This window comes from Streptomyces lavendulae subsp. lavendulae (assembly GCF_002803845.1).
Lineage (GTDB): Bacteria > Actinomycetota > Actinomycetes > Streptomycetales > Streptomycetaceae > Streptomyces > Streptomyces lavendulae.
Map to the genome: position 1 here is coordinate 3,566,895 of NZ_CP024985.1, position 15,232 is coordinate 3,582,126.

The 15,232-nt window shown below is 73.9% G+C and carries 14 protein-coding genes; 4 read left to right on the top strand and 10 right to left on the bottom strand.

The window, feature by feature from the left end; genetic code table 11:
- Positions 1-3: 3 nt before the first annotated feature.
- From SLAV_RS15180 to SLAV_RS15195, 4 genes are all read right to left on the bottom strand, one after another.
- The gene (locus SLAV_RS15180) at positions 4-375 is read right to left on the bottom strand and encodes a hypothetical protein (RefSeq protein WP_037687456.1); all 372 of its coding nucleotides are present in this window, start codon (positions 373-375) and stop codon (positions 4-6) included.
- A complete protein-coding gene (locus SLAV_RS15185; protein ID WP_199922173.1) occupies positions 365-2,143 on the bottom strand; it encodes an AbeC-like domain-containing protein in 1,779 nt (592 codons plus the stop codon). The genes SLAV_RS15180 and SLAV_RS15185 overlap by 11 nt, the downstream gene beginning before the upstream one ends.
- Positions 2,144-2,290: 147 nt before the next feature.
- Complete coding sequence (locus SLAV_RS15190; protein ID WP_030230922.1) at positions 2,291-3,280, bottom strand: malate dehydrogenase; 990 nt, start codon at positions 3,278-3,280, stop codon at positions 2,291-2,293.
- 238 nt (positions 3,281-3,518) lie between these two features.
- Positions 3,519-4,121 carry a short chain dehydrogenase gene (locus SLAV_RS15195; RefSeq protein WP_030230919.1) on the bottom strand — a complete coding sequence of 201 codons (603 nt, stop codon included), beginning with the start codon at positions 4,119-4,121 and terminating at the stop codon, positions 3,519-3,521.
- 80 nt (positions 4,122-4,201) lie between these two features.
- Between SLAV_RS15195 and SLAV_RS15200 the strand changes: the two genes are divergently transcribed.
- A complete protein-coding gene (locus SLAV_RS15200; RefSeq protein WP_030230917.1) occupies positions 4,202-5,098 on the top strand; it encodes a LysR family transcriptional regulator in 897 nt (298 codons plus the stop codon).
- On the opposite strand, the gene SLAV_RS15205 is transcribed toward SLAV_RS15200, so the two are convergent.
- On the bottom strand, positions 5,085-5,663 hold the full coding sequence (locus tag SLAV_RS15205; RefSeq protein ID WP_030230904.1) for a DUF3017 domain-containing protein: 579 nt from the start codon (positions 5,661-5,663) through the stop codon (positions 5,085-5,087). The genes SLAV_RS15200 and SLAV_RS15205 overlap by 14 nt on opposite strands.
- Entirely contained in the window at positions 5,653-6,513 is an 861-nt protein-coding gene (locus tag SLAV_RS15210; protein WP_030230892.1) for a bifunctional methylenetetrahydrofolate dehydrogenase/methenyltetrahydrofolate cyclohydrolase, read from the bottom strand. Before SLAV_RS15210 ends, SLAV_RS15205 begins: the two co-directional genes overlap by 11 nt.
- Before the next feature lie 252 nt (positions 6,514-6,765).
- Here SLAV_RS15210 and SLAV_RS15215 point away from each other — a divergent pair, with 252 nt between their 5' ends.
- Positions 6,766-7,506: an RDD family protein gene (locus tag SLAV_RS15215; RefSeq protein ID WP_030230889.1), complete on the top strand. Its 741-nt coding sequence runs from the start codon at positions 6,766-6,768 to the stop codon at positions 7,504-7,506.
- Positions 7,507-7,572: 66 nt separating this feature from the next.
- On the opposite strand, the gene purH is transcribed toward SLAV_RS15215, so the two are convergent.
- Together purH and purN are read right to left on the bottom strand one after the other, a co-directional pair.
- On the bottom strand, positions 7,573-9,168 hold the full coding sequence (gene purH / locus SLAV_RS15220) for a bifunctional phosphoribosylaminoimidazolecarboxamide formyltransferase/IMP cyclohydrolase (protein WP_030230886.1): 1,596 nt from the start codon (positions 9,166-9,168) through the stop codon (positions 7,573-7,575).
- Positions 9,165-9,788 (bottom strand): phosphoribosylglycinamide formyltransferase, encoded by a 624-nt coding sequence (gene purN, locus SLAV_RS15225; RefSeq protein ID WP_030230885.1) that lies wholly within the window; start codon positions 9,786-9,788, stop codon positions 9,165-9,167. The genes purH and purN overlap by 4 nt, the downstream gene beginning before the upstream one ends.
- A 225-nt stretch (positions 9,789-10,013) precedes the next feature.
- Between purN and SLAV_RS15230 the strand changes: the two genes are divergently transcribed.
- Positions 10,014-10,616 (top strand): hypothetical protein, encoded by a 603-nt coding sequence (locus SLAV_RS15230; RefSeq protein WP_037687453.1) that lies wholly within the window; start codon positions 10,014-10,016, stop codon positions 10,614-10,616.
- A gap of 77 nt (positions 10,617-10,693) precedes the next feature.
- On the opposite strand, the gene SLAV_RS43145 is transcribed toward SLAV_RS15230, so the two are convergent.
- Entirely contained in the window at positions 10,694-12,376 is a 1,683-nt protein-coding gene (locus SLAV_RS43145) for a cell division protein PerM (protein ID WP_158740690.1), read from the bottom strand.
- A 119-nt stretch (positions 12,377-12,495) separates the two neighbouring features.
- On the opposite strand from SLAV_RS43145, the gene SLAV_RS42430 reads away from it, so the two are divergent.
- Positions 12,496-14,265: a helix-turn-helix domain-containing protein gene (locus SLAV_RS42430; RefSeq protein ID WP_244225240.1), complete on the top strand. Its 1,770-nt coding sequence runs from the start codon at positions 12,496-12,498 to the stop codon at positions 14,263-14,265.
- 71 nt (positions 14,266-14,336) lie between these two features.
- Here SLAV_RS42430 and sucD read toward each other — a convergent pair whose 3' ends face one another.
- On the bottom strand, positions 14,337-15,224 hold the full coding sequence (gene sucD, locus SLAV_RS15250; protein ID WP_030230875.1) for a succinate--CoA ligase subunit alpha: 888 nt from the start codon (positions 15,222-15,224) through the stop codon (positions 14,337-14,339).
- Positions 15,225-15,232: the final 8 nt, after the last annotated feature.

Genomic DNA, 15,232 nt, shown 5'->3' on the forward strand with positions numbered 1-15,232 from the left:
CGGTCAGCCTCCCAGCGAGACGAGCAGTTCGCCCAGCGCGGTGGCCGCGCTCACCGACTCGACCAGCGGAGCCCAGCGCGTCAGTGCCCCGCGCAGCCGTGCGGCCATGCCGGGCCGGACCTCCCCGGCCTCCTCCAGCTCCCCGGCGACCTCGTCCAGCTCGGTGTCCAGCCCGGTGCGCTCCTCGCCCCGGGGCAGCCGCACGAGCGCGGCGCGCAGTTCGAGGACGGCCTCCAGCAGCTCCGCGGCGCCGGGCGCCGCCGCTCCCGTACCGCCGTGGTGCACGGTGTTGGTGTTCCCGCTGCCGCCGATGCTGAAGGCGCTGCCGCTGATCCCGCCGATCCGGACCGAGGGCCCTTCACCGTCATTTGCCACCGCTGCTCCCCTTTCCGCCCCCACCGCCGCCACCGGCGGTGTTGTGGTGTCCGGTGCCGCCGACGCTGAAGGCGCTGCCGTTCACCGACTGGATGAACACGCCGCCCTCGGCGACGTGGACCGCGCGCTGCGCGAATTCCTCCGTGTGCCAGCCCGCTTCGTGCAGAGCGACGGTAACCCCGCTGACCACCCGGTCCTGAATCGTTTTCAGATACCGGTCCAGGTCCATGAGGTGGAAGAGGGAGCCGTCCTCCTCCGCCGCGATCTCCCGCACCGACAGCCCGGGCCCTTCGGGGCGGGCCCCGCCGTGGCCGCCGGTGACGATCCGCCACCAGCTGGCGAGGCCCCGGCCGAGGGTGGCGAGGGCGCCGGTGAAGGAGCGGGGGGTGGCGGCGAGCGCCGCGACGGCCTTGCCGAACCGGGTGTTGTGCAGGAGCCGGTGGGCCTCCGCGTCGGCCCGCTGGAACCCGGTGCGTACGGGGAGCAGCACGTGCGGGGCCACTTCCAGCATCAGCATGCGGCCCTGGGTGTGGACCCGGACGAAGACGGTCACGACGAGGTTCTCGTCCCAGCCGCCGACCCGGACGCGCAGGAAGTGCCTGCGCCGCTCCCCGCCCTCCTCGATGGCGCCGGACCGGTGCTCGGCGAACTGCTGCGGGCTCAGCGGGGCCGCGTCCCGGTGCGGCAGGCCGCCGGCCGGGAGGAAGACGCACTCGTCGACGACCAGTTCGCGCAGCCGGTCCAGGACGGCGGCCTCGGCCTGCGGGGATCCGTGCGGGGACGGCACGCGCAGGGCGTGCAGGAGCGGCACGATGCGCCCGACGATGTGGGCGTTGGTGACGGCCTGCGGTGCGCGGTCGGTGCCGAGGTCCTCCCGGGGGCGCAGTTCGACGGACAGCTGCCAGGGCCGGAAGGCGTCCCCGGCCCCGGTGAAGGGGCCGTTGATGTCGTACATGACGAGCGGGGCGTGCTGTTCGGCCCGGATCCGGTCGCGGACGCGGGCGTAGCGGGCGCCCGGCGAGGCCTCGGCGGGGTCGCCGTGCCGGTCGGCGTAGCGGGCCGGGGAGAGCTCCGTGGCGACGATGCGGGCGGCGTGTCCGCGCTGGAGCCCCACGACGGCCACGACGGCGGCGAAGACGACGGGGGCCAGCCACACCGCGGCGGGCACGCCGTCGTCGTGCGGGTAGCCGCTCGCGGAGCCGTCGAAGCCGCTGTCGTAGTAGCCGTGGGGGGCGCCGGGGCTCACGAGGTCGCCGACGCCGGGGAAGAAGAAGGAGGCGAAGTCGCCCAGGGGTCCGTACAGGAAGATCCAGACGCCGGCCAGGACCGCGGCCAGCGACCACCAGGCGTAGATCCGGACCAGCACGGACAGGAAGCGCAGCAGGACGTTGGCCCGGGCGCGGAGCCAGCGGGCGAGGCTCAGCAGCACGAAGGGGACCAGCAGCAGGGTGAGCAGGCCGCCGGTCAGCAGGGAGCCGACGAACCAGGCGCCGAGGACGCCGGCGGCCCAGCCGAGTTCGATGCGGCGGGCGCGGAGCGCGTGGGCCAGGACCCGGGCCGCGTCGAAGCCGTAGGACGGAGCGGCGATGCGCTCCTCGTGGACGAAGAGTTCGTCGATCACCCGGTCGCGGTAGACCGCGTCGAGGTAGGTGCCGGCGCACAGCAGGCGGCCGGCCTCGCTGACGGCGGGATCCACGGGCGGACGGCCGGCCTGTCGGTCCGCCCGGGCGTCACCACCGGGCTGAGGGGGAATCAGGTGATCGGTCACCGGCCGACCTTATTTTCCGCCTACACGCACCCGACAGGCGAAAACGCGCCAAAGCGCCCCGGTCGGGTTTGACCGGGGCGCAAGGGCGTTCGTACAGGTCAGGCGATCAGATCAAAGGATCGGACCGGCCGTCCCGCGGGGTGTGGCTCAGAGGAGGCCGAGTTCGCGGACCGCGTCGCGCTCCTCGACGAGCTCCGCCACGGACGCGTCGATGCGCGCACGGGAGAACTCGTTGATGTCCAGGCCCTGGACGATCTCGTACTTGCCGTCCTTGGTGGTGACGGGGAAGGAGGAGATGATGCCCTCCGGGACGCCGTAGGAGCCGTCCGACGGGATGCCCATCGAGGTCCAGTCGCCCGCGGCGGTGCCGTTGACCCAGGTGTGCACGTGGTCGATGGCGGCGTTGGCGGCCGAGGCGGCCGAGGACGCGCCACGGGCGTCGATGATCGCGGCGCCGCGCTTGGCGACGGTCGGGATGAAGGTGTCGGCGAGCCACAGCTCGTCGTTCACGACCTCGGCGGCGTTCTTGCCGGCGATCTCCGCGTGGAAGACGTCGGGGTACTGGGTCGCCGAGTGGTTGCCCCAGATGGTCAGGCGCTTGATGTCGGTGACGTCGGCGCCGGTCTTCTTCGCGAGCTGCGAGATCGCGCGGTTGTGGTCCAGGCGGGTCATCGCGGTGAAGCGCTCGGCCGGGACGTCCGGGGCGGCGGCCTGCGCGATGAGCGCGTTGGTGTTGGCCGGGTTGCCCACGACCAGGACCTTGATGTCGTCCGCGGCGTGCGCGTTGATCGCGGCGCCCTGCGGCTTGAAGATGCCGCCGTTGGCGGAGAGCAGGTCACCGCGCTCCATGCCCGCGGTGCGCGGACGGGCGCCCACGAGCAGCGCGACGTTGGCGCCCTCGAAGCCCTTGTTCGGGTCGTCGAAGATGTCGATGCCCTTGAGCAGCGGGAAGGCGCAGTCGTCGAGCTCCATGGCGGTGCCCTCGGCGGCCTTCATGCCCTGCGGGATCTCCAGCAGGCGGAGCTTGACCGGCACGTCCGCGCCGAGCAGGTGGCCGGAGGCGATGCGGAAGAGCAGCGCGTAGCCGATCTGGCCGGCAGCGCCGGTCACGGTGACATTCACGGGAGTGCGGGTCATGGCCTTCTCCGTTAGACAGCTGGCGGTGGGGCGTCCCTGCCCCATGTGCTGGGCCCCAGGTTCTGGGAGGACGCCGCTTCCCTGTCCTTACGAATCTTGACGTGAAGAGACATCCGCGGTCAGGCTATCCGACCCGCGGGGCCCCCAACCCCCGGGTCCCTGTGGTCCACGGCACACGGACCCGCCGGATCGAAGGCCCGGCCCGGTCCGGGCCCCGTCCTCCGCCCGCCCGCGGCCACTACTCCACCCGGAAGATCTCCCCCGTCCGGTGCCCCTCGACCGACTTGACGTAGGCGTTCGCCGCGCGGGCGACCGGTACCGGATCGAATCCCGCGAAGGTGTCCCCGTAGACGCCGAGGGACTCGGTGAACACCGTCGGGCTGACGGCGTTGACGCGCTGACGGCCCGGCAGTTCGATCGCGGCGGCCCGTACGAACGCCTCGACCGCGCCGTTGGCGAGGGAAGCGACCGAGCCGGAGAGCAGCGGCTCGCGGGCCAGGATGCCGGTGATCAGGGTGAACGAGGCGTGCGCGGGCAGCCGGGCGGCGCCCTGGCGGACCAGCTCGATCTGGCTGACGGCCTTGCCCTCCAGGCCGGCCCGGACGTCGGCGGTGGTGAGCTCGCCCAGCGGGCGCCACGGGACGGAGCCGGCCGCGCAGGCCACCGCGTCGACGGGCCCGACCGCCTCGTACATCGCCCGGACGGATTCGGGGTCGGTGATGTCGACGTGGACGTCCGCGTCCTTGCGGGAGGCGGTGACCACCTCGTGGCCGCGCTCGCGCAGGGCCGTGTGCACCGCGCGGCCGAGCGTGCCGCCGGCGCCGATCAGGAGCACCTTCAAGGGATTCATGGCACGAGCATCACCCCCGCCCCAACGTGAAGTCCAGCTACCTTCACTACAGCAATCATTAAGATGAACTCATGCTTGACGTGAAGCGGATGGTCATCCTGCGGGACCTGGCGGAACACGGGAGGGTGACCGCGGTCGCCGACCTGCACCGCGTCACCCCCTCCGCCGTCTCCCAGCAGCTGCGGGCCCTGGAGGCCGAGGCCGGGGCCGTCCTCGTCGAACGGGACGGACGCGGGCTGCGCCTGACCCCCGCCGGCGCCGCCCTGGCCGCCGCCTGCGACCCGGTCCTGGCCGCGCTGGAACGCGCCGAGGGGGCGGTACGGGCCCTCGACGCCGGACCGGTCGGGGAGCTGCACGTGGGCTGCGCCCCGAGCGCGCTGGCGACGGTCGCCGCCCCGCTGGTCGCCGCCCTCGCCGCACGCCATCCGGGGCTGCGGCCGCGGATCGTGCAGGCCGATCCGGAGGACGCCCTGCCGCTGCTGCGCGGGCGCCGCCTGGACCTGGCGGTGACCTACGCCTACCCGCTGCTCGGCGCCCCGCCCGCGAGCGGCACCACCGCCGTCCCGCTGTTCGACGACCCGCTCTGCCTGGCGCTGCCCGAGGCCCTCCTCCCGGCCTACGGGCGGGACGGGCTGGCGGCCCTGCGGGACGCCGACTGGGTCTCGGCGCCCGCGCCGAGCAGCTGCCGGGAGATGCTGGTGCACGCCTGCCGCAACGCCGGGTTCACCCCGCGGATCGCGCACGAGTGCGGGGACCTGCGGGCCGGGCTGTGGCTGGTGGCGACCGGACGGGCCGCGTCGATCCTGCCGAAACTGCTGTGCGACGCACCGCCGCCCGGCACGGCGGTGGTGGAACTGCCGGGCCGGGGGCGGGTCCTGGAGGCGCTGGTCCGGGCGGGCACCGAGACCCGGCCGGCCGTCGCGGCCGCGCTGGCCGCGCTGACCGCGCTCCCGGTCACCGGACGGTGACCCGGACCGCGCTCTCCAGGAAGGGGACGTCCAGCCAGGGCTTGGGCTCCATGACCACCGCGAGCAGCGTGATCGCCACGCCGAGCAGTCCGTACGTGATCATGTCCGTGAAGCGGGAACGGACCGCGAGCATGCCCACCGAGGGCAGGAACCGGCGCAGCGCGGCGGCCGCCATCAGGGCGATGCCGATCATCAGGCAGCCGGCCCGCGGATGCCCCGTCGCCGTGGTCAGCAGCCCGGCGGCGGTGGCCGCCAGGACGCTGAGCATCGGCCACTGACGGGCGGGGGTGGACACCGCCCCGGGGACGGCGCGCCCGCCGCCCTCGGGACGTACGGTGCCCTCGGTGACGGAGGGGAACCGCCGCGACCTCGCGGCCCCCGCCCGCGGCTGCTCCCCCGGCTCGGGGGTGCGCTCCGCCTGCTCGGGGGCCCGTTCCGCCTGCTCGGGGGCCCGTTCCGCCTGCTCGGGGGTCCGTTCCGGCTCCGGCCCGCGCTGCGGTTCCGGCTCGCGCCGCGGCTCCGCCGGCCGCCCGGCCGCGCCGGGCTCGTCGTGCTCAGCCCGCACTGGGGGTCCGCTCCGCCGCCTCGACCACGTTGACCAGCAGCTGCGCGCGGGTCATCGGGCCGACGCCACCCGGGTTCGGGGAGATCCAGCCCGCCACCTCGGCGACGCCCGGGTGCACGTCCCCGACGATCTTGCCGTTCTCGTCGCGGCTGACGCCGACGTCGAGCACGGCCGCGCCCGGCTTCACGTCCTCCGGCTTCACCAGGTGCGGCACCCCGGCCGCCGCGACGACGACGTCCGCCTGGCGCAGCAGCCCGGCCAGGTCGCGGGTACCGGTGTGGCACAGGGTGACGGTCGCGTTCTCGGACTTGCGGGTCAGCAGCAGGCCGATGGACCGGCCGACGGTGATGCCCCGTCCGAGGACGACGACGTGCGCGCCGTTGAGCTCGACGCCGTGGTGGCGCAGCAGCTCGACGATGCCGTACGGCGTGCAGGGCAGCGGGCCGGGCTCGTTGAGGACCAGCCGGCCCAGCGACATGGGGTGCAGGCCGTCGGCGTCCTTGACCGGGTCCATCAGTTCGAGGACGCGGTTGGTGTCGATTCCCTTGGGGAGCGGCAGTTGGACGATGTAGCCGGTGCAGGCCGGGTTGGCGTTCAGCTCCCGCACGACCTCCTCGATGTCCTCCTGGGAGGCCGTCGCGGGCAGTTCGCGCTGGATGGAGGCGATGCCGACCTCGGCGCAGTCCTTGTGCTTGCCGTTGACGTACCAGCGGCTGCCCGGGTCGTCGCCGACCAGCAGGGTGCCGAGGCCGGGGGTGATGCCCCGCTCCTTCAGCGCCGCCACTCGGGCGGTCAGTTCGGACTTGATCGCGGCTGCGGTGGCCTTGCCATCGAGAATCTGGGCGGTCATACCGCCATCCTCCCGGATGTGGTGGTCCCGGTTCCAGTCGGCGGCGGCCGGAATGCGTTCTTCATTGCACTTGCACAACAAGTCGGGTCCGCTGGGACAACCGGCTGGACAAGGCCGGTACGGGCCCACCACGATGACGGTCGGCAAGACGATCGAAAGAGTGCCGCGGGCAGTGCCGGGGGGCGTACCGCAGAAAGCAGATGTCCTCCGTGCGTGCCGTGCGTCCCCGCACTTCACGGAGGAAAGACCCAGATGAGCTTCGGCGACCCGAACAACCCGTACGGGCAGCAGCAGCCGCCGGCCCCGCAGGGCCAGCCCGGCTACGGCTACCCCCAGCAGGCCCCGCAGGGCGTCCCGCCGCAGGGCGGCTACGGATACCCGCAGCAGGGCCAGCAGCCGTACGGCGGCGTGCCGCCGCAGGCGCCGGGCACGATCCAGGCGAACAACGGCTACATCAACGTCGCGGGTCTGGGCACCGTCCAGCTTCCGACCATGGGCCGCCGGCTCGGCGCGCGCCTGATCGACGGCGTGGCCATCGGCATCCTGTACGCCATCTTCAGCGCGATCGGCCTCGCGGGCGTCTTCGGCGCCTCGAAGTCCATCGACGACTGCTCCGGCATGGACCCGCTGTCCCCGGCGTACTCCTCCTGCCTCGACGACGCGAACGCGGCCGCCGGCGGCATCGTGATGACCTTCCTCGGCATCATGCTGCTGTTCTTCCTGGTCACCCTGCTCTACGAGTGGCTGATGATCGCCTTCGCGGGCGCCACGCTGGGCAAGATGGCGCTGGGCCTGAAGGTCGTCAAGGAGAACACCGGCCAGAACCCGGGCCTGGGCGGCGGTTTCATCCGCTGGATCATCCCGATCGTCGGCGCCTTCCTCTGCTACATCGGCGCCGTCCTGGTCTACCTGTCCCCGTTCTTCGACAACTCGGGCAAGCTCCAGGGCTGGCACGACCGCGCCGCGGGCACCATCGTCGTCAAGACGAAGTAACCCGCCCGCACACGGCGAAGGCCGCCACCCGCACCAGCGGGTGGCGGCCTTCGCCGTATCCGTGCCTCAGTGGAAGAAGTGGCGGGTGCCGGTGAAGTACATCGTCACCCCGGCCTTCTTCGCGGCCTCGACGACCTGCTCGTCACGGACCGAACCGCCCGGCTGGACCACGGCCTTGATGCCCGCGGCGGTGAGGATCTCCAGCCCGTCCGGGAAGGGGAAGAAGGCGTCGGACGCGGCGTACGAGCCCTGCGCGCGCTCGGCGCCCGCCCGCTCGACGGCGAGCTTCGCCGAGTCCACACGGTTGACCTGGCCCATGCCGACGCCGACCGAGGCACCGTCCTTGGCCAGCAGGATCGCGTTGGACTTGACGGCCCGGCAGGCCCTCCACGCGAAGGCGAGCTCGGCCAGCTCCTCGGCGGACAGCGCGTCGCCGGTGGCCAGCGTCCAGTTCGCCGGGTCGTCGCCCTCGGCCTGGAAGAGGTCGCTCTGCTGGAGCAGCGCGCCGCCCGAGACCGGCTTCAGGTCGCCCGGCTGGTGCGGGGTGCCGTCCACCTTCAGGACGCGGATGTTCTTCTTCTTGGCCAGGATCTCGACCGCACCGTCCTCGTAGGCCGGGGCGGCGATGACCTCGGTGAAGATCTCGGCGACCTGCTCGGCGAGCTCGACGGTCACCGGGCGGTTGACGGCGATGACCCCGCCGAAGGCCGACAGCGGGTCACAGGCGTGCGCCTTGCGGTGCGCGGCGGCGACGTCCTGGTCCACGGCGATCCCGCACGGGTTGGCGTGCTTGATGATCGCGACGCAGGGCTCGTCGTGGTCGTAGGCGGCCCGGCGGGCGGCCTCGGTGTCCACGTAGTTGTTGAAGGACATCTCCTTGCCGTGCAGCTGCTCGGCGTTGGCGATGCCGCCCGGCTGGCCGTCGGTGTAGAGCGCGGCGGCCTGGTGCGGGTTCTCGCCGTAGCGCAGGGTCGACTTGCGCTCCCACGCGCCCGCGAGGAACTCGGGCAGCGCCACCTCGGGGGACTCCGGGGCGTAGACGTTGGTGAACCAGGACGCGACGGCCACGTCGTAGGCGGCGGTGTGCTGGAAGGCCTCGGCCGCCAGCCGCTTGCGGGCGGTCAGGTCGAAGCCGCCCCCCTGGGCCGCCGCGAGCACGTCGGCGTAGCGGGCGGGGCTGGTGACGACGGCGACCGACGGGTGGTTCTTGGCGGCGGCGCGGACCATCGAGGGGCCGCCGATGTCGATCTGCTCGACGCACTCGTCGGGGGTGGCGCCGGAGGCGACGGTCTCCCGGAAGGGGTAGAGGTTGACGATCACCAGGTCGAAGGGCTCGACGCCCAGCTCGGCGAGCTGGTTGCGGTGGTCCTCCAGGCGCAGGTCGGCGAGGATGCCGGCGTGCACGCGCGGGTGGAGGGTCTTGACGCGGCCGTCGAGGCACTCGGGGAAGCCGGTCAGCTCCTCGACCTTGGTGACGGGCACCCCGGCAGCGGCGATCTTCGACGCGGTGGAGCCGGTGGAGACGAGCGAGACGCCCGCCTCGTGCAGGCCGCGGGCCAGCTCTTCCAGTCCCGTCTTGTCGTAGACGCTGACGAGCGCACGCCGGATCGGCCGCTGGGTGGTGGTCGGGTCGTTGCTCTGTGCGGAGTCTGCGGCGGTCACTGGATTGTTACCTTTCGTCCCTCAATGCGGTAGCCGTGCCGGGCCAGGCGCCCCACGACGTCGACGAGCAGCTGGCGCTCGACTTCCTTGATGCGCTCATGGAGAGCGGCTTCGTCCTCGCCGTCCCGGATCTCGACGACACCCTGGGCGATGATCGGACCGGTGTCCACGCCGGAGTCCACGAAGTGGACGGTGCAGCCGGTGACCTTCGCCCCGTAGGCGAGGGCGTCCCGTACGCCGTGGGCGCCGGGGAAGGCCGGGAGGAGGGCGGGGTGGGTGTTGACGAACCGGCCGCCGAAGCGGTCGATGAAGTTCTTGCCGACGATCTTCATGAACCCGGCGGAGACCACGAGGTCCGGCGCGTGCGCGTCCGTCGCCTCGGTCAGCGCCGCGTCCCACTCCTCGCGGCTGCCGTAGTCCTTGACCGGGCACACGAAAGTGGGGATCCCGGCCTTCTCGGCCCGTTCGAGTCCGGCGATGTTCGCGCGGTCGGCCCCCACGGCGACGACCTCGGCGCCGAATCCCTCGGCTCCGCCGGGGTGCGCGTCGATGGCATCGAGCAGGGCCTGGAGGTTGGTGCCGGAGCCGGAGACCAGCACGACCAGCCGGGAGGCGGGCATGGGAGGCCCTTTCTTACGGGATTGCCGTCGTTCGTCTTGTGTGGTCATACGAAACTTCGGGGTACCGATATACGGGGAACCATACGAAGCCACCGACCGCCTGCAACGATACCGGCACACGGGACCGCCCCCGAGGGACGGGGGGACGGGCGAGCGGTAGCGTCTGGCGTACACCGCACGCCGGGCGCGCGCCCGGCCCACGACACAGGGGAAGTAACGCACTCGATGCCGGACCGCCGTCAGCCCGACCCCTCGACCGACGACAACCCCTTCGCGGCGCCCCCGGAAGGCCGGCCCGACCAGCCGTGGCAGCCCCGGCAGCCGCAGCGGCCGCAGGACGGCGGCGGCCCCGGCGGCGGCCCCTCCGAGCCCGGCGGCCCCGGGGGCCCGGCCCGGTGGGACCCCATGGACCCGCTCCAGCGGCGCGCGCGGTACGCCCTGTTGGCGGGCATGTGGGGGTTCTTCTTCGGGATCTTCGGGATCCCTTCGGTGGGGCTGCTGCTGGGCGCGCTCGCGATGTACTGGGGCATCAGCGCCCTGCGCGGCCGCCCGGCGACCGAGGCCGACCCCGTGAAGGGCACCCCGTCCCGGCCGGGCGGCCTGGACTCCCTGGGCCCGGCGGCCCGCCCGCAGCGCGCGGCGGCGGTCGGCGGCCTGGTGACGGCGTCGATGGCACTGATGCTGGCCGCGAGCTCGTACGCGCTGCAGCTGGCGTACAAGGACTTCTTCGTCTGCCGCGACGACGCCCTGACCCGCACGGCGGAACTCCAGTGCAACGATCTCCTCCCGGACAACGTCCTTGGCGAGATCCTGAAGGTCCAGCGCTGACCGAACCGAGTGCCTCCGGCGGTCGGGACGGGGGCGGGGCCGGGCGGAGGCCCGCCGGCGATTGAGCCCCGGAGGGGTCAGGTCGGTGGGCGGCGGCGGGACAGTACGCGGACCCCCACCACCGGCGGCAGCAACGGCTCCGCGGGCGCCGCCGGCGGCGGGACCTCAGGAACACCGGGAGGCTCCGGAGCCGCCACGACCGGCGGAGCCACGGGCTCGGGTGGAGCAACCGCCCCCACCGGAACCGGCGGAGCCACGGGCTCCGGCGGCACGACCACCCCCACCGGAACCGGCGGAGCCACCGGCTCGGGCGGAACGACCACCCCCACCGGAACCGGCGGAGCCACCGGCTCCGGCGGAACGACCACCCCCACCGAAACCGGCGGAGCCACGGGCCGGGCCGCCTCCCGCAGCGCCGCCCACCGCAGCTCCCGCACCCCGGAGTCGTGCCACGCGTCCTCCTCCCCCGCCCCGTCGGAGGCCCCCCGCACGGGCCGGGTCCGCCACACGTGCACCCCCACCGCCAACGGCACCGCCAGCAGCAGCGTCCACCCCGCGGCCGCGGCCCCCACCGCCCACCACACGGGCCCGAAGCCGGCCAGCGCCCGCGACCCGAGCGGCCCGGCCGAAGCCGTGGCCAGGCCCGCCATCGCCAGCCCGCACACCAGCGCCCCGAGCGTCGCCGTCAGCGCGGCCTCCCCGGCGGAGACCTCCCGCGCCCGGCGCACCGCGAACCAGCCCACGACCAGCCCGGCCGCCACCGGCACCCCGGCCGCCGCCCAGGTGACGGGCGTTCCCGGCCCCTCCGGCGGCAGCGCCGCGAGCAGCGGAAACCTCGGCAGGGCAGGGGCGCCCCCGAAGCCGAGCGGGGTCGCCGTCACCCCGGCCCCCACCGCGAACCCGGGCCCCAGCCCGTACGCCGCGCCCCACACCATGGCGTTGGGGATCAGGGCCAGCGCGAGCAGCAGCACCGCGAACCGCCCGGACCACACCCCGGTCAGCGTCAGGAAGGAGGACTGCACCTCCGCTCCGTGCCAGGCCAGCGACGCGCCGACGAGCAGGACGCCGCCGCCCAGCAGGACGAGGACCCCGGCCGCGCCCGAACGCAGCGCCAGCGCGTAACGGGGGCGCGCGACGGCTTTCCGTACGCCCCCCGGGATCCAGCCGGGCAGCGGCCCGAGCGGCCTCCCCTTCGCCGACCAGACCCCGGCCGCGGCGGCGAGCACCGCCACCAGCGGGACGTGCCAGGCCGCGCTGAGCGGGTCGGCGGGCATCGGCCCCCCGGCGGCGTACACGGTGGCCAGCGCCCCGACGCACAGGTAGCCGCAGGTGACGGCGGAGAAGACGACGCTCGCCGGCAACACCTCATCGGCCTCCTCTCCCTCCGCGCCCCCGCCGTCCCCGGAGGCGCTGCCGAGCCGGGCCGCCCGCCGCATCAGCAGCACCGGCAGCGCCACCAGCAACAACGGGGTCAGGCCGACGGGCGCGGGCACCCCGGAGAGGGTCTCGTAGCGGACGAGTTCCGTCCCGTGGGCCATCAACCACAGCCCGGCGGCGAGGTGCAGCGCCCCGCCCGGACCGCTGTCCGGATAGGGGGAGCTGATCCACAGGACGATCACGAGCACGGCCAGGAAGCCGAGCCCCAGTCCGGCGGCCACGGCGCCGCCCAGCACGCAGGCCGCGGCGGCCGGCGAACGCCGCCGCGCACCGGCCCGCGGGACCGTCGGCAACGAGGTCCCGTGTTCGGTCACTTGGGTCACCCCGCCATGGTGCCAACGACACGCGCTATGGGCGGGTAACAGGCGAATGCCCGTGGTGTCGCTCAATATACGTTTATGTACTTTTTCGCGCAGGACTGTCGGGTCGCGGGGAGTGTGGCATGACACAAGGCGTCGAGACGACCTCCGACGCGGAGCTGGGCCTGCCGTCCCCCAAGGAACGCCGCAGGCTGCGCGAAGCGGGCCGGCTGACCCACGAGGAGGTCGCGACGACGGTGGGCGTCACCGCGACGACCGTCCGCTCCTGGGAGACGGGCCGCACCGAACCGCGCGGGCGCAAGCGCGAGGCGTACGCCGCGCTGCTGACCCGCCTCGCGGAAGCGGAGGGCGAGGCCGGGACCGGGACCGGCCCCGCCCCGGAGGCCGCCACCGCACCCGAACCGCCCGGCCAGGAAGAGGCGGACGCTCCCGCCGGCGCGGCCGCCCGGACCGCCGGGGGCGTACGCGCCTTCGCGGCGGGCGGTGCCCCCGCGCGCGCGGGCGGACCCGGTACGCGCCCCCGGCCGGCGGGCAAGGGAGCCGCCCGGCCACCCGTCTCCCTGACCCGCCACGAGACGAAACACCCCGTCAGAACCGGGGCCGGCGGGGGCGGCCCCACCGGCCCGACGGACCCACCCCCCTCCACACCCCCCCGCCCGGACCCCACCCGGCCCGACCCCGGGACCGGCACTTCCGCACAACCGGAACCCACCGGACCCGCTCCCCGGGCCGACACTCCCGCACGACCGGAACCCACCGGACCCGACCCCCGAACCAACACCCCCTCAGGACCGGACGCCGCCCGGCCCGACCCCCGGGCCGACGCCCCGTCACAACCGGCCCCCGCCCGGCCCGGCACTTCCGCACGGCCGGAACCCGACGGGCCCGACCCCGCTCAGCCCGACCCGCAGGCCGCCGACCCCGCCCGGCCCGACACCCCCCACCCCGACACCACGCACCCGGCATCCGCCCGCACGGGCCCCGAGCAGCCGGCCGCCGCAGGCGCCGACCCCGAGTCCCCGGACACCACGCACCCGGACCCCCCGCCGCCGGACGACCCCGCGCAACCGGTCCGCGGGGCAGCCGCACGGGCCTTCGACGGCCTCTACCTCTGCGCCGCCCCCGCGCTGGTCCGCCAGACCTACCTGCTCACCGGCCGCCGCGCCCTCGCCCGGCAGGCCGTCGAGCACGCCTTCCGGCAGGCCTGGGGGCGCTGGCCCGAGGTGGCCACCGACCCGGATCCCGTCGGCTGGGTCCGGGCCGTCGCCTACGAGTACGCCCTCTCGCCCTGGCGCCGGTTCCGCCGCGCATACCGGCACCCCGACCCGGGCCCGGTCGAACCCGTCGACCGGATGCTGCTGGACGCCCTGATCGACCTGCCCCCCGTCCACCGCAGGACCGTGCTGCTCTACGACGGCATCGGCCTCGACCTGCCCGACACCGCCGCCGAGACCGAGGCCACCACCCCCGCCGCCGGGAACCGGCTGCTGCGCGCCCACGCCACCCTCGCCGAACGGGTCCCCGGACTGGCCGACGTGGCGCCGGAGAAGCAGTCCGCCGCGCTGCGCGAGCTGCTCGGCACGCTCCGGCCCGCCGTGCCGCTGGAACCCCGCAGCACCCCGGCCACCGTCCGCGCCCTCACCGAGCGCACGGCCCGGCGGTGGGCGCGGGCCGCGATCTGCCTCACGGCGGCGATCGCCGTGGCGACCGGGTACACCGCCGTCACCGCGCCGGACCGCTACGTGGCCCCGGTCTCGCCCGGCAGCAGCGTCTCCGGGGTCCCCCCGCACAGCGGCCCGCAGCGGCTCACCGACCAGAGCCGGGAACTGCGGGAGAGACTGCGCGGCGACCCGGCATCGGGGCCCGCCCGGCTCTCCCCCGGCCTGGAATGAGGAACGGGCGTGGCCCGCACCCCCCGAAGGGATGCGGGCCACGCCCGTACACGTGCGGAAGACGAGAACGACTACTTGGCGTTCAGGATCTCGCGCGCCAGCTTGGCGGTCTCGGTCGGCGTCTTGCCGACCTTGACGCCGGCGGCCTCAAGGGCTTCCTTCTTGGCCTGTGCGGTGCCGGAAGAACCGGAGACGATGGCGCCGGCGTGGCCCATGGTCTTGCCCTCGGGGGCGGTGAAGCCCGCGACGTAACCGACGACCGGCTTGGTGACGTTCTTCGCGATGAAGTCCGCCGCACGCTCCTCGGCGTCGCCGCCGATCTCGCCGATCATGACGATGAGCTCGGTGTCCGGGTCGGCCTCGAAGGCCTCCAGGGCGTCGATGTGCGTGGTGCCGATGACCGGGTCGCCACCGATGCCGACGGCGGAGGTGAAGCCGATGTCACGGAGCTCGTACATCATCTGGTAGGTCAGCGTGCCGGACTTGGACACGAGACCGATCTTGCCGGGCTTGGTGATGTCGCCCGGGATGATGCCGGCGTTGGACTGGCCGGGGGTGATCAGACCCGGGCAGTTCGGGCCGATGATGCGGGTCTTGTTGCCCTTGGCGGTCGCGTACGCCCAGAAGGCGGCGGAGTCGTGCACCGCGATGCCCTCGGTGATGACGACGGCCAGCGGGATCTCGGCGTCGATGGCCTCGACGACGGCGGCCTTGGCGAAGGCCGGCGGGACGAAGAGGACGGAGACGTTGGCGCCCGTCTTCTCCATCGCCTCGGCGACGGAACCGAAGACCGGGACCTCGGTGCCGTCGAAGTCGACGGTGGTGCCGGCCTTGCGCGGGTTCACGCCACCGACGATGTTGGTGCCGTCAGCCAGCATCAGCTTGGTGTGCTTCATGCCCGTGGCACCGGTCATGCCCTGGACGATGACCTTGCTGTCCTTGTTGAGGAAGATAGCCATGTGAGTCT